Genomic DNA, 18,407 nt, shown 5'->3' with positions numbered 1-18,407 from the left:
CCATTATCGAATTTTTTCTTATGAACAAATTGCTTTTTTATTTTAGAAAAATTTTTCGCGAAGGACTTGACAAAATATTTTATCTTATTCTTACCTGTCAATCTGTATTTTGATAGCCAATCATTGTCCTTGAAAAGAAAACCTGCAGAATAGGAATCAAAATTTATTCCTACCTGCAGGTTTTGTTATTTCTTATTTAAAATCCTATTCTTCCTCAACCAGTTTCTTCAGCAGCCGGCCAAATTCGGTGGTGACAGTATAATAATCAGTCCACGGGATGACGTATTCGTAACCATATTCCTGGGGGCGGTCTCCTACCAGAATATTAATGGTCTTGCAACCCAGGGCCTTCAAACGCCTTACTTGTTCTTTCACCATCCTGGTCTCCGGACCGGGATTGGGTTTGCCGTCCGCGATGACAATTAAAACCTTTTGCACAAAGGGGCGGCCTTCCGACATTAACCGGAGTGCGGCATATTTTAAAGCGGTTCCCTCCGGCGTAGTTCCTTCCGCCCCGGTCATGCCGATACGGGCTTTGTTTGTTAATCCGGGTGAGTATAACTCGTACATATTCACTGCGCCCTTCAGGTTAAAACCAAACACCCAGGTTTGCACCGAATCAACCGGCTCCAGAGCCTCCACAAACAGGGCTGCCAGGTTGCGGGCCAACTGAACTCTGGAGATGCCTTCCCCTGCGGGGTAAACCATGGAAGCGCTGGTGTCCACCAGCAGGCCGATGTCCAACTTGCGGGTACGGGTTTCGATAATTTCCGTACGGCGAAATATCTTGTTGGAAAACCTGGCCTGGTAAAGAGAATCTTCGTCCAATTCGCCGCTGGGGAGGTGATACCGGTTGATGACCTGCCGGGTGTTGGCCCAGCTCAAACGGTTTCTCAACCGAATAACAAAGGGTTTTACCACGCTGCGGGCCTGTTCATACCTTTCAGCAGCCCCTTCGTCTGTTAACGGCCTGCGGAAAACCACCATGGGCGGCGGGGGCGGCGGGTAATCGGGGTCGAGACCCGCTTCCATTAATTCGCTCATATTGGCAACTTGCAGCTGTTCCTGGCGCATGTTTTGAATGAGGTTTTGCAAGTCACTGGGAATATTGGTTTTATTGTTGGCGCCGGCGCTGCCGGGCTCCCCCTGGTGTTTGCCCCGGTTGTTGTAATCAAGCAAGGAACTGGGCAGTGAATAGGCAATATCATGCTGCACCAGGTTGCCGAAGAGTTCATCGTAAATTCTTCTGGACACCGTTCGGGTGTTCAGTTTCTCCAACCGGACCGGGTTATCAATGTAGATCATTTTTTTGAGCATATCCGCCACATGGTTTACTCTGGCCACCCGGGAAACATAGTCCCTGGTGGATCGCATCACCAGCAGAAAGTCTGTGGCACGTAAATTAAGCTCGTTTTCCATCAGGTTTTTGCGGGGTTTATGGGCCCATTTGTCAGGGTCCAGGTCAAACTCATAGCGACGGTACTTCCAAAAATAGCCTGCGTAACCCGGGTAGTACAGGGTGGTCAGGTGTTCCACATAGGTGTCTTCCACCACGTTGCGGATCACCGCCATAAAGGGGTTGCCGGGCATTTCGGTGTAGTATTCCGGGGAGCTGTACTGGGCATGGGCGGCCTCATGCAGGGCCATGCCGGTCAGCACATCCACGATGTCCGGCATTAAGTAACCCCTAGGCGGGTTAAACAAAGGTTCCGCACTGAGGGCGATTTGTTTGGCGACAAAGTCGGTTCGGGTTTCTTTGGAGCTGAAATTGACGGTGAATTTGTTGCGTCCGTGTACGATGTCCACCACCCGGGAGACAGCCCCCAGAATGGCAGTCAGGGCCATGGCCTGGGCGTCGGTGTCTTCGGAGGCGAGGAGTTTATGGCTGAAGAGGGCATATGGCTGCCCGTTGCCGTTTTTGTTATTGTCGAGACCCCGGCCGGTGAGCCAAAAGTCGGACAGGCTTTTGTTTTTCCAGGACTCTGCTTGGGTTGGCAGGGCCATTGAGTTTCACCTCCGATACTGAGGTTTGTTTTTATTGGTGTGAGTCTGTAAGGTTATCCAGCCTGGCATACCTTACGGGTGTGCCAGGCTTCGTAACTCTTGCCGATTCCACTTCCTTCAGTGTTACTTTAAATACGCCTGTATCACCTGCAGTACCGTGGTCTGCTCGCTGTCTACGCCGCCTTCGGGGGAGAAGCGGTTTACAAAGGTGTATTTGAGGGCGGTATTCAGGGGTTGTCCCCTTTTTACCAGCGCGGCGGCGGAAATGGCGGGGCGGAAGCCGGTGGGACGGCTCAGGCTTTCTTCGTGGTACAGGCTGTTTAGTTTATGGGTGATCCTGGCCAGCAGCAGGGCGTGGTCCGGGGTGGCCCCGTAGACTTTTTCCAGCAGGTCGGCCATCACTTCTACGGGTGGCAGCGTTAGCTCAATGGTTTCAAAACGGTCTTCCACTGCGGTATCTTCCATAAAGGTGCCTGTATGGCTGCGGCCGCGGTTTTCCGTGGCAATGAAGATGCAGCGGGGATGGACGGCGATGTATTGTTTGGTTTCTTCAATATATACTTCCCGGTTGTGGTCCAGGATGGTGTAGATGGAGTTATGAATATCCGGCGTCACCCGGTTGAATTCATCCAAGGCCACAATACCCGGGCGCTGAATGGCTGCCACAAACTCGGATTGGATAAAGACGGTTTGGCCCCCGATAAATTCCCAGTGGCCGAACCAATCCCTGGGGGTCCGGATGGCGCCCACGTTGACCCGGTGGAAGGGCAGGTTATGGGCCCGGGCCAGTCGTTTGGTCAGTTCTGTTTTCCCTGTACCGGGATCGCCGGTGAGCATGACATTAATGCCGGAAAACATTAAGTCCTGTATCACCGATAATTTCTCCGGGTCTACCCAAAAATCCGGCAGACTTTCAACATTAACACCCCAATTATCTTGCCGAACTGCCTGTTTTATGGTCATGACGAAACCTCCATATTGTTGTAATTTAATGTTACTTCTACAAAGTATTATACATACCCTTTTCTGTTAGAAAAATGCAAGAAATAATGGGTCATAGCCATTTTAAAAGATCAGTCCATCACAAAACAGGATTTTCCATTTGAACGGCGAATTGTGGTATAGGATCGGCAATTACGGGGGATCTATTGTGGATATCAAATTCATCGATCAACAATACATCTATTGGAAACACAAAGGCCGGTGGTGTGTGGCCAAGGTTCAAATCAGCCCTTCATCGGATAAAGTATATTTGTATATCTGGCAGTTGGACGGAACCTTTGTGGGTATGACGGCAGGAAAGCGCCCGGAGACTGTCCTGCAGTCCCAAGGCTATAAGTTATGGGTTCAGGAAGGTTGTCCTGATCTCAAGAACTTGCTGGATGAAATGGTAAAAAATAAGCAGGAACAGATTGAATTCTTTTGAGAAGGGAATAATGTCCAACAGGACCAATATAAGCAAAGTTTCAATTTAGGAGGAATACGGAGATGGCACAAGAACCAAAGTTTGATGTAATTCAGGAGTATGGCAGCACTGCCTTTAGCCCGGATTTCGGCGCCTGGGCAGATCTCAATTATGAAGAAAACGGTAAGGAATTTTCCCGCACCACCATGGTATTGGTAAATCCTGCCTGGACAGAACCTCTGGAAAAGGCCGCTGGAGAATACTCCCCTCCCAGCTGGGCCTATGACCCTGAGTCAGATATGTATCTGCTGCTGGTGAAGTGGCAGAACGGGGTACGACTGCCCATTGCCTTTCGGAAGGAAGAAGCCGGGAAACTGCTGTTCGACGACTATGTCAAAAACCCTTTTGACATCATGATCTCTAACAAAAAAATATCCGGTGATATTGAACAGGATGACAGCCTGCGAATGCATGTGTTGTGGGATGTAAAATTCAGCAAATCCCCGCAAGCTGCCTGGCCCGAGTAAATTTCATAAAGATTCCGGAGCAGCGAAGGACCTACCTTCCTGCTCTTTTTTGAAGTCTTTTACCCAGGGTATGCCATAGGGGGACTTTACAATGACGAAAGTTTTAGCGGAGAAACTGCGAGGCATCGAAGAAGTTTTTTGGTTGTCGGCTTCCGATATTTGGGATATCGCCATGAAGTTTAAAAAAGAAATATCCGAGGGTTTGTCCGGAAAGAGTTCTCTTAAAATGCTTCCCACTTTTCTGCAAGCCCCTGACGGCGGGGAAACAGGAACTTTCCTGGCCATTGATTTTGGTGGGACCAACATTCGTTTACAGTTGGTGGAACTTATTGGGCAAGGACGTTTTGCAATTAGAAAGCAGCAATCCTTCTTACTGAAAGACCCCAGCGGAGCTTATGATTATACGTCTCAGGACGCCACTGCCGAGGTACTGTTTGATTTTATCGCTAAGCAAATTGCCAATTTACTGGAGCATGCTGCCGCCTGTCCCCTGGGGCTTACCTTTTCCTTTCCCTGCCGGCAAATAGAAGCCAACAGGGCTGTATTATTAAACTGGACCAAGGGATTTAAAACATCCGGTGTGGAAGGGCAGGAAATTACCGGTCTTTTGGAAAAAGCCCTGGCAAAGAAAGGCTTACACAATGTCAACCCTGTGGCAATCATCAATGACACCACAGGAACACTGCTCACCGCTGCCTATTGTAACCCCTGCGCGGATATTGGCTCCATTTGCGGCACCGGTCATAATACCTGCTATCTTGAACCAAATGAACCTCCCATGATCATTAACATGGAATCGGGCAATTTTAATAAATTTCCCCTGACGGTTTATGACCGGTCCCTGGATCGTGCCAGTGAAAAACCAGGGGAACAACTTCTGGAAAAGGCTGTGTCAGGCCGTTATATCGGTGAAATTGCTCGTTTCATCCTGCAGGACATGGCCCGGCAGGGGCTTCTTTTTCAAGAGAAAAAACCTGGTTTTGTTAGCACAGCAAATGGCATCTCCGCCGGTGATCTGGCACTGATGCTGGCAGATGATACGCCGGATTTGATTCATATCTCCCACTGGCTAAAAATAAACGGAAACATGATAACTTCAACACCGGAAGAGAGACAGGCTTTAAAAACCATTGCCTCACTGGTTACCACCAGGTCTGCCCGGCTGATTGGGGCCACTTACGTCGGTATCCTGCAGCATGTGGACCCGGAGCTTACCCAACAGCATGTTATTGGAGTGGACGGTTCCTTGTTTGAGAAAATGCCGGGCTACAGGACAAAGGTCCGGGAAGTCCTGCAGGAGATTTATCAAGACAAAGCAGACCGGATCTCTCTAGCCCTTACCAAGAACGGTTCCGGCATCGGCGCCGCCATCGCTGCGGCCACCTGCACTGGAAAAAGGAATTGATTTTTTCAAAAAATAGCATCCCACAGCTCGTGACTGTGGGGTGCAGACCTAACCATTATTTTATATTAAACAGTCCCTGCTCTGATTCGTCCCAGCTGTGGTCCTTCTTGATTTGATCGTCTGTGAGGTTAAAATATTTATAACTGATCCTCCCCGGTTGATCTGGCGCCGGGTCGTCCCATGTGGTGTCCAGGTGATACCACCGGCCGTCTATTTTAACCTTGTTCCAGCCGTGTGCTTCGGTGCCCCGGCTACCCCGGCCGGTTCCAATGATAAAATGATTTTCAATACCCACCATGTTCAGCAGCTTGGACATTGCCGAGGCATAGCCCTGGCAGACGCCTACGCCTTTCACCAGCACCCCGTAGGCGGTATAGGATTCCTTGGGGATCTTATCCTTTTGATAATTTTCGTAATCATACCGTGTATTCAGCACGATATAGTCGTGCAGGGCCTTTTCCTTTTCCAGATCGGTCATGCCCGGTTTAATGACCTTTTTAATAATCTCCACAGATTTTTGCTCAACGGCCTGGATCATTTCTTTAACTTCCCGGGCAGGGAAATAATATTGAAAACGGATTTCGACAAAAACGACGCTGCCGCTGCGGACCTTCACTTCCAGGGACTCGATGTAATTGAGAAAAGGATGGTCCTGCAGGACCTGCTGTACCACAGACAATATTTTCTCTGTATCGCCGTACTTCCCTTGATCGGTTGACGTAAATTCCACCTTTTCTTCAGCTTCCCTAAGGCCCTTCAAAATTTGGTTATACAGAGGGTCGCTGTTCTCCAACACCTTATAACTGTCATGGATAATGAGGGCTGTCTCCTGCTGCGCCGGCGCTGAGTTAATCACCACCGTTTGGGTGGAATCAATCCAATGAACCTCGGCTCCCAAGGATTCTGATACAAAGCGCAGGGGAACCATGGTGGTGTTATTGACAATCTTGCCCGGGACCTGCAGAGAAACCCGCTCGCCGTTGCGGTAAGCGCTGGTGGAACCAATCTGCAGCACAATGGTTACGTCGTCCTTTACCGCTGTGATGGTTTTGTCAGCCGGCTCCCAGCGGACAATGGCATTCAGGGTTTCAAAAATTGCCCTTAAGGGTACCAGAGTTGTGCCATTTTCCAGCATCACCGGGGCTTCCATCGGCTTCCCGTCGATAACAACCTGGGCTGCTGTGGCCGGCTTGGAGAAGGTAAAAAAGACAGTTAGAATTGATAAAAATGCCAGAACTTTAATTTTCATCCCGCTGTCCCCTTTAGTCAAGATTTATGTCAGGGCATAAAAACCCGGATGCCAAAGGATCCGGGTTTTTTATGCTGCTTAACTAATGTAGATTATACCATTTTTGTTTTTTTATTACTATAGTTCTATCGTCTTAATTCAAATTAAAAAAAAAGCCAGCCCCTGTTTTGGCATTCACACAGGACTGGCAACACCGGAAAAGTTCTGTATATATATTCTGCAAATTTGCACAAATTCCTGTCGCGGAGGTGACAGTTTTATAAGTTTTCCGGCAGCGGAACCTTCCCCTGTTCCTTTCCTATGGCCGGAATCTTTTGTTCCGGTTCTCCATTTATTCCCCCTGTGACCTTATTGTTTTTCACCTGCTTCTGGTTCATCCTTTGGCACAAACAACCCGTTTTTCCCAAAGCAGATCATCACGAAATTCACCAGAAAATGTGCCCAAACGGGCGCCCAAATCATTTGCGTCACTTCATAAAGCCAGCCCAGGGCCAAACTCATGACAAAGGTCCCCAGCAACAGGATCCATTTTTTTAAATACCGGACATGGATGACGGCAAACAATGCACTGGTCAGTACAATGCCTAAACCGGGTTGGATGGCCGCCCGAAACAACAGTTCTTCCGCAAAGGCCCCAAAACTCATTAACAGGGCGAGGATTGGATAAGAGTAGGTGTAAAAGATTTTGTTGGTGCCGTCATCCCGCAGTTTCTCATGGGGCACGAAGGTAACCAGCAGGATCTGCATCATCACCAGACCGGCTGCCAGCAACGTGCCGCAACCAAACACCAAACCTGCATTGTCCAATCTAAATACACTTGCCCAGTTGACGCCCTGCCGCACATAAAAGAACCACAGCGCCGCCAGCCCGGTCAATAAAATGACTGCTTGAGAAAGAAATGCGGCCTTTAGTAACAACCTTTTGTCCATAATACCGTCCTGTTTTCCCATTTATTATTTGGTTGCCGGTTATTGAATTCAACAACCGGCACAATGCCTGTTTAACTGCCAGGGCCGAAATAAAGGGTCTCCCCGCTGTCAAACAGGTAGATGGCCCTTTCTTTAACCGGTCTACCCAGAATGTCCTGTACCGCCCGGGTATAGAGATTGATTTGCCCCCGGTAACGTTCCGCCACGGAGGTTTGTCCGGGCCGCACCTCATCAGACTTATAGTCGATCAGCAGCAGCCCGTCTCCTTCGTCCGCCAGGCAGTCAATGACCCCCTGCACCAGGACAATCTCACCGGCGCCGGCCCGGGATAGTTCCGGATAAACCTCTGTTGCCGGCAGGGCCAGGCTGAAGGGCAGCTCCCGTTGGACCTTGACGGCCTTCAGCACCCGCCGTCCCAGAGGGCCGGCAAAGAAGCCGGTAATTTGAGCAGGGTCAATCACGGCGGCCTGTTCCGGCAGCAAAATTTCCCGGGCCACAAGACGATCCAGCAACGCGTAAATGTCCCCCTCATCCGGGGCCTTTTGCAGGTTGATGTGCTGCATCACCAGGTGGATGACAGAACCCCTTTCCGCCGGGGTAAGGCCCTTGTCTTGTTGTAAAAACCTGGGCCGCCCGGTGATTTGCGGGCGGTAAGGCAGAACATCTTCCTCCGGCCGGGTCAGTTCATCAAACCGGCCTTTGATTTCGGTAACCGCTGCCTTGGCCGGTTTTGCCGTCACTTCTGCCAGGGGATAGGTCCAACGGAGCCGCCGATCAACCTCTGCCGCCTGTCCCATATCTTCCAGGGGCGCCAATCGCTTTATCTTTTCCAGCAGTTCCGTCACCTGATGTCGGTTGTCCACAAGCTGGTTTTGCACCTGATTCATATCGTAAAAGACCGTCTTCCAGGTTGAAGCATCCATTGCCACATCGGATGAGGGCTGTGCTTCGGACCCTGCCCTTTGGAGAAGAGCCTGTCCGTCCCGGTGACGGGCAATGGCGGGACAAAGCCAATCCAGGTAGGTCCTGGCAGCCATCAGTTCGGCATCCGGCAGCGGCCAGCCGGACTGGTGGGCGGAGGCGCACCACTTCTCCAGGGATTTGCTTAAATCCCGCACCGAGCCCACCAGAATTAGCTTTTCCCTGGCCCGGGTCAAGGCCACATAGAGAACCCTCATTTCTTCCGCCACCGCTTCCCGTTTAATCTGCTGCCGGATCAGCAGTTTCGGTAAGCTGGGATAGGAGACCCGGGTGGCCAGATTGATCACCTGGGGGCCCAAACCCAGCCTCTTGTGCATTAGCAGATCTTTATTTAAATCCAGCAGGTTAAACTTTTTGCCCAGACCCGCCACAAAGACCACCGGAAATTCCAGCCCTTTGCTTTTGTGAATGCTCATAATGCGCACCACATTTTCACTTTCACCGAGCGCCCTGGCTGAACCGAAGTCGTTGCCGGCATCCTTCATGCGTTCCACAAAACGCAAGAAGCTGAACAACCCCCGGAAGGAGGTGGCCTCAAACTGTTTGGCCCGGTGATAGAGGACCCGCAGGTTGGCCTGGCGCTGGGTGCCGCCCGTCATGCCGCCGACATAATCGTAATACCCGGTTTCCCGGTACAGCATCCAGATCAAATCTGCCAGGGGACCCCGCCTGGCCAGGGAACGCCACCGGTCCAGTTTGGTCAGAAAACCGGTTAGTTTTCGGGAAACATCTCCCAAATCTGACCGGGCGGCGGACATCACCGCATCATAGAAGTCTCCGTCCCTGTTGCACAGCCGGATTTCTGCCAGTTCCTCACCCTTCAGCCCCACGATGGGAGACCGCAGGACACCGGCCAGGGGGACATCCTGACGGGGGTTATCGATGATTTTTAGCAGGGATAAAAAGATTTCAACCTCCACCGCCGCAAAATAGCCTGTACCCAGCTCCGCATAGGCGGGAATCCCCCTGGCCCGCAGTTCTTCCAAAAAGGTATTGGCCCGGCCGGTGGTTGCCCGCAGCAAAATGACAATATCGCGATAGGTCACCGGGCGGTATTGGGCCAACTCTTTGTCCCAGACCATAAACTCCGGTCCCGTTGACAACTCCGAGCCCTTGACCATCTCCAGAATACGGCGCCCCACCAGCCTGGCCTCGGCCTGATCGGCGTCAAGTTCCTCCGGTTCCTCATCCCGGTCGGGCAGTACATCCTCTTCACCGGCTTCAGAAGGTTCCACACCGTCAGATTGCATATCCTTGCAGTCGATCAAGTGCAGTTCCACCGGGCCCTCGGCTGTGGTAACCCCCTCCGGTGCGGGAAACTCAGCCCCGCACCGGAGTTCTGACGCCTCGTCGTAATCGATTTCCCCGGCGGTTCTGGTCATGATCTGCCGGAAAATAAAGTTAACCCCATTGACCACACCCAACCGGCTGCGAAAGTTCTTACTCAGGTCGATGCGGCAGCCGGCAGCGTTGCCCGGTACCCCGTACTGCCGGTATTTCCCCAGGAAAAGACCGGGTTCCGCCAGGCGGAAGCGGTAGATGCTTTGTTTGACGTCCCCCACCATAAAGCGGTTGTCCTCCCGGGACACCAGCTGCAAGATGGTCTCCTGCACCTCGTTAATGTCCTGGTATTCGTCTACCAGCACCTCAGCGAACTGTTTTTTTAGTTCCAGTGCCACAGCGGAAGGAACCATTTCCCCGGGCTTGCTTTCTTTGTCCAGCAGGATTGACAGGCAGTAATGCTCCAGATCTCCGAAATCAACCAGACCCTTGGCTTGCTTCTTCTTTTGATAACGGTCCATAAACTCCGCGGTCAGGGCAGCCAATTCCTTCATCAGGGGATGGAGTGATCGCAGGTCCTGCAACAGCACCCCTGGTTCCGCACAGAAATAGGTGCCGGTAACTTCTTTTACTTTGTCTTTGGCCTTATTTCTGAGGGTCTGCACCCTGTTCTTGAGACCGTCGTCCACCTCCCCCCGGCAGGGACTTAACTTGCTCCATTTGATGTTGGCAAAGGACCGGTATAACTTGTCCCAGCTCATTTCCCCGCAGTGAACCAGGGGTTCCAGAAGAAGGATATCCTCGGCCAGATTCTTGCAGTAAGGCTCCGGCCCACCCGGCTGCCTGGCCCACCAGGCAGCTTGTTTCAACAGGCGTAGCACAGACTGCATTTCCTGACCGATCTCTTCTTTAACCTGGTAAATCCAGGGCAGTTCATCCAGGGATTGACCCTCTGAAAGGGCAAAGTTTTCTGCCATTTCCGCCAGCCAGAACCGTGGCCACGGGTGACTGCCGGAAAAGCGATAAAGGGCCAGGACCAGGTTCTGGAGCTTGCTGTCATCCCGCTGACCACCGTAGGCATCCACCAAATGGGCAAAGGTTTCATTGTCCTGACGGTTGTAGCGTTCCTCAAAAAGTTCTTCCAGCACCTCCAGCCGCAGCAATTCCGCTTCCATCTCATCGGCCACCCGGAAGCCCGGGTCCAAATCCAGCAGGTAATAATAACGCCGCAGCAGGTCAAGGCAAAAGGAATGCAGGGTGGTAATGGAGGCCCGGTTTAGCATGGTCAGTTGCCTGGCCAACCGCCTGGAATGGGGGTTTTCCTTTAAAGCATTGCTTAAGGCGGCTGCGATACGCTCCCTCATTTCTGCTGCGGCGGCATTGGTGAAGGTAACAATCAGCAGCCGGTCCACATCCACCGGCCGGGTGGGGTCGGTAATCAGCCGAATGATCCTCTCCACCAGCACCGCTGTTTTCCCGGCCCCGGCCGCAGCTGCCACCAGCAGAGCTTTATCCCTGGTGGTAATGGCGGCCCATTGTTCATCGGTCCATTTTTTATCACGCATGGTTATCACCCAGACTTTCCTTGATCAACAACCAGAGTACCGGCTCCTCCCGGTCAAACAGCAGGCGATACAGGTTGTCCTCCAGCAGGGGGTCGAACTGGCATACCGCTTTAAAAATACAAAAGCCACAGGCTTTGTCCTTTCCTCGCCGGTAAGGACTGATTTGGATTTCTCCGCTAATGATCCGCCTGCCGGTAGACTTCATGATTTCCTCCAGATAGCTTCTCAGCAGGTTAAACTGCTCTTCGCTGATCACTCGGGAATTGCTGTAAAATTCCCCGTTTTTTTTCAGTCCCACCGGCAATAGCTCCGACTGACCGTTTAGTTGATTGTCCATTTGGGCAATCACAAGGGGGTCTGCCAGCAGCAGGCCTTTCATTTTCAGTTGCTTCAGCAGCCCTTTTTCCGCTTCTTCCGCAGTCAGCGGACCTGTACTGGTGACAAAGGGGTCCTTGACGCTGAAGTACAGCATACCCGCCGGCAGGGCCGGCTGATGAACCAGTTGACCCGCATACCGCAGGGCCACATCCAAATAGGTAAGAAGTTGCAGCTTCAGGCCGTGTACAATATCCGCCAGTTTCAGTTCCGCTTGGCCGGACTTGTAATCGATAACGGTCAAATACGGCCGGCCCCCTTCCATGGCACAGTCGATGCGGTCAATGCGACCGGCCATTTCCATAACGCACCGGTCCCCTAGGTCAAAGTATACGGGCGGCAGCTCCCCCTGTTCGCCAAAGCCGATTTCCACCGCCACCGGACGGAAGGCGCCCCTTCTGGCATGCTCCGTTAAGGTCAGCACCGCCCTTTCCAGCGTCCTCTTCAGTTTGCCAATGAGATAACGGTGACGGGCAGTGCTGAGAAGAATTTCATTTTGCAACTTGGGGGCCAGTTCATCTACAATCTCTCCCACCAGGGTTCCTGCCTGGATCCTGGTCAATTGTCCCCAATCGGTTCCCTGTTCTTTGATGCGATCCGCAAATTCTTTCAGAGCAGCATGGAAAAATTGTCCCAGATCCGGGGCCGCCAGTTTAAACTGCCCGCGCTCCTTCAGCTTTAAGCCGTGGGACAAAAAATGGGCAAAGGGACAGGCGGTAAACCGTTCCAACCTGGACACGCTGGCCTTCAGCCGGCTGCCGTAAAGCCGTCGCCCCAGCCCCGGGGGCAGGGAGGTTTCCTGATTGACATGGAACAACCCGGCCAGCACCCGCCCGCAGGCTTCCTTATACGCGGGCTGCTGCACAAACCAGGAGTAGACATCCTGCCAGACCGGGTCTACCCTGCGTCCCGCTTTGACTTCCCTCAACATGGCGGCCAGGTAGGACAGGCTGCGTCCTGGGCAGGCGATAAACTCCAGATCCCCATCAGGGCAGGGCGGTTCCACGGGAACCACCCGTTCTTCCAGACGGGGCAGCAGTTCCTTGATCCTGGAAATGACCTGGGAAGCAACCAGCGCCTTCCCCTCATCGTCGGCCTGGGGATAACTTAACCACAGGATTTGGCTGGCCCTGGTCAGCGCCACGTAGACCAGGTACTGTTCGTCAAATACTTTTCTGCGGGAACCGGGGGCCAGGGAAATTCCCGCTTCCCGTAAGGCCTGCCGTTCAAAATCGCTGAACAGGCCCTCTTCGCCGGGCCGCGCCGGTAGCACCCCGTCGCTGATGCCCAGTACCAGCGCCGCTTTCACATCGGGGTTGCGGGAACGCTCCAGTGTCCCCACCACCACCTGGTCCAGTCCCGGCGGGATCAAGCCCAGTTTCAAGCCTTCCAGACCGGACTCCAGTACCCGGGCATATTCCTCCAGGGAAAGATTCTCTTCCCCCATGGCCTCCACAATTTCATCCAGCAGCAATATGATGTTTTGCCACAGTTGGGCATGCTCCCTGGCTTCCACCAAACGCCCCTGCCGCTCCGCCTCTTTCGCCCAGGTTTCCAGTTGCGCCGCCACCTCCAGGGATTCCAGCAGTTCAAACAGGGCGGCGGTGATCTCCCGTACATTGCGGGCCTCATGGACCCTCCGGCTAAAGTTTATTAACGGTTGGGTAGACGAGTAACGCACCCGGTTGATCAAGGCCAGTTCCCTGGCCTCCCACTCATTGCACTCCGCTTCTTCGCCCAGAGTGTAGCGCCTGCGGTAGGTCCAATCCCGGCCGTCGGTCCAGCGGGACCCACGGATACCGTGGGCCAGCACATAGTTTTCCAGCTTATCCACTTCATCCCGCTGCACCGGTACCAGATCGGTTTTCAGATAACGAAAGACCGGAGCGTAGGCCCACTGCTGGGTCACCACTTCCAGGGCGCTGCGAATAAGCTCCACCAGAGGATGGTGCAGGACGGTTCTTTTCTGGTCAATAAAATGCGGTATGCCATGGTCTGCAAAAACGGTACTGATTAAATGGCTGTAATTGGCCAGATCCCGTAAAATAACCACGATTTCCCGCCAGCGCAGCCCTTCTTCCCGGCTCAGCCGGAGGATTTCCCTGGCTGCGGCCTCCACTTCCGCCCGGCGGTTGGCACAGGCCGTAAGCCTCACCCCTGCTGTTTGTTCGCCGGGCACAGCCGTGTAGCGGAAATAGTTTTTCTCCAGATAAGCGATGCCCGGACTGTGTTGAAAACGGGCCGGTATTTCGTCCTGCAATAATACGGGCGGTTCTATAGCAATTCTTAATGTTCCCGCCATTTCCCGCAGGGTATGATAGGTTTCCACGGTGGGATAAAAGGCATCCGGTTCATGGCATGGTTCCTCTATGTAAATGGGGTCAAAACACAGGGCTATATTGACTCTGCTAGCCGCCATAAACAGTTGCTCAATGACCCCGAACTCCTGGGGGGTAAACCCCGTAAAGCCGTCTATGTAAATATCCGCTCCTTGCACCGACGGAGCGCTTCCCAATCGCTCCGCCAGCAGGTTGAGGTAATCGTCCGGATCGGTAAACCTGCCGGCCAGCATCTCTTCCAGTTGAGAATACAGCAGGCTTAAATCCTGCAGCTTGTCCAGTATGGCGCTGTCACTGTCCTGCCGCATCCGCTGCATACCCTTGATCAAATCCCCAGGTTTAATCCGGTACAATTTCAGCTCGGTCAAGGCGCCGGCCAGGCTGTCTGCAAAGCCGGGCTGCCTGGCCGCACGGTGAAAAACCTTTAGCTCGGACTTCTTCTGTTCCAGGATACGCCGCAGTATCATACGCTTGCCCAGTTCCCCGATATGGGCCCTGGCCGCCCCTCCCACTTCCTGCAGCACCCGCCAGGCCAGGCGGCGGAAGCTTAATACCTGGGCCCGCATAATGCCCTGCAGGCCCGGCGTGGACACCAGCATATATTCATATTGAAATGTGGCCTGTTCCGGCACCAGCAGTATGATGGGGGGGCCGTCCTGACGGCGCCGCAGTTCACAGCGGATCTCCTCCAGGCAAGTATGGCTTTTTCCGCTGCCTGCCCTGCCGATAATAAATCGAAGGCTCACATTGTTCCCTCCTTTGCCGAGACTCCCTGTTTAAAATTCGCTTTTCCTGGAATAAACCCCTTTACAACCGCGTTGAAAAGCCCGGAGAAATTCTCCGGGCTTTATTAAATTGGTTTATTCATTTGTAGCGGTTTGTTTCATATTGTAGTAGACCCCGGCAATGATTAATAAACTGCCGATGAAAAAAGACCGGCTAAGATGTTCATGTAAGAAAAACCAGCCCAGCAGCGTCCCCACCACCGGCTGCAAAAAGAAGAAAAGTCCGGCTTGGTGAGAGGGCACCAGGGCCAACCCCTTGTTCCAACTGAAAAATGCCAGGGCAGTGGATATGATGCCAATATAAAGGACACTCAGGAGGATGGGCAACGTAAACAAATCCCCGGCGGACCACTCCGACAGCTCAAAGAAAATGCAGGGAAAGGTAAGCACTGTGGCAATAACAATGCCCCAGGTGGTAATCTGTAGCGGTGAGTAAACAGCCGAAACCTTTCTGGAGATTACCGAGTAATAGCCCCAGAAAAGGGCGGCGACCAATAAAAACAAGTTCCCTGCCAGGGCCGACTTTTCACCCTGCAGGCCGGGCATTCCCACCACCACCAGCACACCGGCCAGGGCGATGGCGATGGAAGCCACCTGTCTTACCGTAATTTTCTCCTTTAAGATAAAGACGGCAAAAGCAGATAGAAAAACCGGTGATAGCGTGGTGATGACGGCACCCATGTGAGCGGAGGACAGCTTGGTTCCGACGAACTGGGCAGCGATGGAAAGAAAATAGCCCACAAAACCAACCTGGAAGATCAGCCCTCTCTCCCGGGTGGGGACCAGTTCCTCTTTTTTCAACCAGCAGATCCATCCCAGCAGGAAAGAGGCGATCAAATATCGTAAAAACAGCAACGTAAAAGGGGGAATGGTATCCAGAGCATATTTGCTCACAACATACATACCGCCCCAAATACTGGAGGCCAGTGATAAATAAAGGGCTCCCCCGAAAATTCCTTTCAAGTTCCATTCCTCCCATATGGTCAATTCCGGACTCTATTATAACAACCACGGAGAACTGATTTTGTCCTTTCTTTGTCTTTTGTTTTCCCTATTTTCGGTATTTTACTTTCTTACTTTTTCTTCCCGGTTGTCTTCTCAGCGGTTTTTTTCTTTCCTACAGCATTTACTGCCGTCAAAATTACCTGGCGGCCTTCCCTGCTTACCTCTATTCTATAGTCAATGATGCCTTCCTTATATAACTGAATTTTTAACTCCAACAGGGCTTTCCCTACCTGTTCCTGCAACTCAGGAGTAAAGAATGAATGAATCCCTTCCTTTTCCGAATCCTTCTTGACCGGTTTGGGGGCAGGTCTGGTAACGGCGGCATCATCCCAGGCATTTTCAAAGGTAATCTCCTCTTTATAGTTAGCCAGCATCTCCTCATCACTAAGGTTTTTTCTTATTTTGATCTTGCCCATTGCTTTTCACCTGCTGTTTTTTTATTCATTATTATAAAAGAGAAAAAAGTCATGCACTAGAGGCGCTTCAAAAACCCTTTAAGTAAAAAAACAGATATTTTTTTATTAGAATCCAGAGAATGGTTGTACGGGATATTTTTGTATTTAGCACATTTTGGCATTTTATGTGATATTATGTTGCATGGGCAATTAGTTGTTAAATTAGGACCATAAAGAGACATTTTTCTCATTGATATGCTTGTCTACTGTCGTTACAATTAAAATAAATAGCTTTTTATGGTACTGCAAGTAGAAAAAGGAGAACTGTAATGCTTTTCAACAAAAAAACAGTTTGCAGTTTGGTAATTTCCAGCGTTTTATTTTTTAACGGCACTGCCTTTGCAAGCACCTTTTATACTGTAAAAAAGGGAGATAGTCTGTGGGTTATTTCCAGAACCTACAACACTACGGTGGAAGAACTTAAAAGAGTCAACCGGTTAACAAGTGATAACCTTTCCATCGGGCAGCGCTTGCTTATTCCCAATTTAGCAATGCCCTCAAGGGGCGGGGAACGCGCCCATGTCTGGTTGGTGGACCAATCCGGCCGGGATCACCCCAATCTCCAACAAAATATTCAGCAACTTGAACCTGAACAAACTAAAACACAATCAAAAAGTGTTGAACTGGTCAACTGGTTTACTGAAGGAAAAGCATTATTCAAGAGTGGTGAATTTTTTTCCGTTACCGATTGCAAAACCGGGGCGAAGCTAAGTTTAAAGGTCTTGAGCGCCGGTAATCACTGTGATATTGAACCGGCAACCTCAGAGGATACAAAGACCATAAAAGAGTTATTCGGTCAGTGGACCTGGTCGCCCCGCCCAGTTGTCATCCATAAAGACGGCAGGAATATTGCCGGTTCCCTCTCCGGTATGCCCCACAGCATTGATACTACTCCGGACAACGGTGTTACGGGACATTTTGATCTCTATTTACATAACAGCCGCCCCCATGGCAGCGGCATATCCGAGCGCTATGTGCAGCAACACTATACCGCCATTTCCCAGGCAGCTGCCAACTAGCCTGCAAAGCTCCCAGAATAGGGAGCTTTTTTTTCAATCTCTGCAGCTTTATCTATCTCGTAACCGATATTTTTCTTTGCCCCGCAGGAGGATTTTAGTTGCATAAAAGTACATGAACGGTGCAGGGTATTCCTGTACGGTTCGATTGGATCCATTACTGTATCTACACTCTACTGTCTGGCTTGCAACCAAACTTTTAAAGTTCCTTCCCCGGTCTCACCCGGGGCAAGATGAAATGCAAGCCTGATGTAACGGGCAAAAAAGTTGCTTATCATAATACGTGACTGCCCTGGCAACAGCTCAATTTTCGGTTCCTCATCCAAGTAATCAACGTTATTAGGGCTGAACTGTAATTGGACCATTATCTTTTTTTCGCCAATATTTTTCACAATATAACTGTAAATTGTATAGTTCCAAATCTCATAGGGTTTGCTAAAGCCCCGTATTTTCTTCACGGCATAGGTTTCTTCTTGACTCGCTGTGCATTGTTTTTGGCACGTGCCGTCGGCAACGGTATTGATTCTTAGCGCCGGATGCTTTGATACATCGGAGCTGTCAGAACTATGAAAAAGGATGACACCGTTGGTACCCATTTGTACAGGCACAAGCGCCAGCCCGTGGTTTTCGTACTTACCGGAATGCCAGGCCTTTACAAAATCTGTAACATCAATGGCAAACTTAGTTGCACTGTGAGTAGGAATTTTTCTTAAAGAATGGGATATTACGGCCGGTCTGTTCCCATAGTTGGTGTAACAATCTCGAAAAGGTTCTTTCAAGGCCTGGATACCTATATAATCAGGCGGTTGCCCCAAACAAGGAGGGTCATAAAGGGAGATTTTTATTTTAGCCGAGCTAATTTTAGCATGGCCTGGGATCTCGGAAAGGTCAAAAAAAATATATGAAATAAAGCGAGAATAGCACATATATCCCAGGCCTGTTTTTCCCACCGGCAAACAGGGCGAATGACATTGGGGTCGGCGTTCCTTATCACTTATCACAAAGGTATCTTCCGTTGCCCGTATGGTAAAAAGTGTCATAAGGCTGCACCTCTGTCTTTTTTGTACTATATGTCTGAAAAACAC

Annotated in this window: 13 protein-coding genes; 4 read left to right on the top strand and 9 right to left on the bottom strand. The window is 51.2% G+C overall.

Annotated features, from left to right (window positions below):
* Positions 1–204: 204 nt before the first annotated feature.
* On the bottom strand, positions 205–2,004 hold the full coding sequence (locus BUB67_RS00155) for a vWA domain-containing protein (protein WP_073233862.1): 1,800 nt from the start codon (positions 2,002–2,004) through the stop codon (positions 205–207).
* 123 nt (positions 2,005–2,127) lie between these two features.
* Positions 2,128–2,967, bottom strand: a complete 840-nt coding sequence (locus BUB67_RS00150; protein WP_073233859.1) for an AAA family ATPase — start codon at positions 2,965–2,967, stop codon at positions 2,128–2,130.
* A gap of 187 nt (positions 2,968–3,154) precedes the next feature.
* Here BUB67_RS00150 and BUB67_RS00145 point away from each other — a divergent pair, with 187 nt between their 5' ends.
* The 3 genes from BUB67_RS00145 to BUB67_RS00135 all read left to right on the top strand — a co-directional run bounded on the left by BUB67_RS00145 (position 3,155) and on the right by BUB67_RS00135 (position 5,341).
* Positions 3,155–3,430 carry a hypothetical protein gene (locus tag BUB67_RS00145; RefSeq protein ID WP_073233856.1) on the top strand — a complete coding sequence of 92 codons (276 nt, stop codon included), beginning with the start codon at positions 3,155–3,157 and terminating at the stop codon, positions 3,428–3,430.
* A gap of 62 nt (positions 3,431–3,492) precedes the next feature.
* Entirely contained in the window at positions 3,493–3,936 is a 444-nt protein-coding gene (locus BUB67_RS00140) for a hypothetical protein (RefSeq protein WP_073233853.1), read from the top strand.
* 91 nt (positions 3,937–4,027) lie between these two features.
* Positions 4,028–5,341 (top strand): hexokinase family protein, encoded by a 1,314-nt coding sequence (locus BUB67_RS00135; protein ID WP_073233848.1) that lies wholly within the window; start codon positions 4,028–4,030, stop codon positions 5,339–5,341.
* A 55-nt stretch (positions 5,342–5,396) separates the two neighbouring features.
* On the opposite strand, the gene BUB67_RS00130 is transcribed toward BUB67_RS00135, so the two are convergent.
* The 6 genes from BUB67_RS00130 to BUB67_RS00105 form a co-directional block, all read right to left on the bottom strand.
* Positions 5,397–6,590, bottom strand: a complete 1,194-nt coding sequence (locus BUB67_RS00130) for a stalk domain-containing protein (RefSeq protein WP_073233845.1) — start codon at positions 6,588–6,590, stop codon at positions 5,397–5,399.
* Between the two features lie 348 nt (positions 6,591–6,938).
* Entirely contained in the window at positions 6,939–7,520 is a 582-nt protein-coding gene (locus BUB67_RS00125) for a CPBP family intramembrane glutamic endopeptidase (RefSeq protein ID WP_159431795.1), read from the bottom strand.
* A 71-nt stretch (positions 7,521–7,591) separates the two neighbouring features.
* Positions 7,592–11,347 (bottom strand): helicase-exonuclease AddAB subunit AddA, encoded by a 3,756-nt coding sequence (gene addA, locus BUB67_RS00120; protein WP_073235006.1) that lies wholly within the window; start codon positions 11,345–11,347, stop codon positions 7,592–7,594.
* On the bottom strand, positions 11,340–14,807 hold the full coding sequence (gene addB / locus BUB67_RS00115; RefSeq protein WP_073233839.1) for a helicase-exonuclease AddAB subunit AddB: 3,468 nt from the start codon (positions 14,805–14,807) through the stop codon (positions 11,340–11,342). Before addB ends, addA begins: the two co-directional genes overlap by 8 nt.
* Before the next feature lie 114 nt (positions 14,808–14,921).
* Positions 14,922–15,809, bottom strand: coding sequence for a DMT family transporter (locus BUB67_RS00110; protein ID WP_073233836.1), 888 nt, complete (start codon positions 15,807–15,809; stop codon positions 14,922–14,924).
* A gap of 110 nt (positions 15,810–15,919) precedes the next feature.
* The gene (locus tag BUB67_RS00105; protein ID WP_073233832.1) at positions 15,920–16,267 is read right to left on the bottom strand and encodes a hypothetical protein; all 348 of its coding nucleotides are present in this window, start codon (positions 16,265–16,267) and stop codon (positions 15,920–15,922) included.
* A 308-nt stretch (positions 16,268–16,575) separates the two neighbouring features.
* On the opposite strand from BUB67_RS00105, the gene BUB67_RS00100 reads away from it, so the two are divergent.
* The gene (locus BUB67_RS00100; protein ID WP_073233829.1) at positions 16,576–17,325 is read left to right on the top strand and encodes a LysM peptidoglycan-binding domain-containing protein; all 750 of its coding nucleotides are present in this window, start codon (positions 16,576–16,578) and stop codon (positions 17,323–17,325) included.
* 170 nt (positions 17,326–17,495) lie between these two features.
* On the opposite strand, the gene BUB67_RS00095 is transcribed toward BUB67_RS00100, so the two are convergent.
* A complete protein-coding gene (locus BUB67_RS00095) occupies positions 17,496–18,362 on the bottom strand; it encodes a DNRLRE domain-containing protein (protein ID WP_073233826.1) in 867 nt (288 codons plus the stop codon).
* Positions 18,363–18,407 lie beyond the last annotated feature (45 nt).

Origin of the sequence: Desulforamulus putei DSM 12395, assembly GCF_900129195.1 — a bacterium.
Taxonomy (GTDB): domain Bacteria; phylum Bacillota; class Desulfotomaculia; order Desulfotomaculales; family Desulfotomaculaceae; genus Desulfotomaculum; species Desulfotomaculum putei.
Note: the sequence above shows the minus strand (reverse complement) of the source record. Positions and strands in the feature narration are given on the sequence as shown.

Excerpts from the sequence above, each read along its gene's own strand:
- BUB67_RS00155 (WP_073233862.1), bottom strand. The coding sequence starts at position 2,004 with ATGGCCCTGCCAACCCAAGCAGAGTCCTGGAAAAACAAAAGCCTGTCC.
- BUB67_RS00105 (WP_073233832.1), bottom strand. The coding sequence starts at position 16,267 with ATGGGCAAGATCAAAATAAGAAAAAACCTTAGTGATGAGGAGATGCTG.
- BUB67_RS00130 (WP_073233845.1), bottom strand. The coding sequence starts at position 6,590 with ATGAAAATTAAAGTTCTGGCATTTTTATCAATTCTAACTGTCTTTTTT.
- BUB67_RS00100 (WP_073233829.1), top strand. The coding sequence starts at position 16,576 with ATGCTTTTCAACAAAAAAACAGTTTGCAGTTTGGTAATTTCCAGCGTT.
- BUB67_RS00095 (WP_073233826.1), bottom strand. The coding sequence starts at position 18,362 with ATGACACTTTTTACCATACGGGCAACGGAAGATACCTTTGTGATAAGT.
- BUB67_RS00125 (WP_159431795.1), bottom strand. The coding sequence starts at position 7,520 with ATGGACAAAAGGTTGTTACTAAAGGCCGCATTTCTTTCTCAAGCAGTC.
- BUB67_RS00150 (WP_073233859.1), bottom strand. The coding sequence starts at position 2,967 with ATGACCATAAAACAGGCAGTTCGGCAAGATAATTGGGGTGTTAATGTT.
- BUB67_RS00140 (WP_073233853.1), top strand. The coding sequence starts at position 3,493 with ATGGCACAAGAACCAAAGTTTGATGTAATTCAGGAGTATGGCAGCACT.
- addA (WP_073235006.1), bottom strand. The coding sequence starts at position 11,347 with ATGCGTGATAAAAAATGGACCGATGAACAATGGGCCGCCATTACCACC.
- BUB67_RS00135 (WP_073233848.1), top strand. The coding sequence starts at position 4,028 with ATGACGAAAGTTTTAGCGGAGAAACTGCGAGGCATCGAAGAAGTTTTT.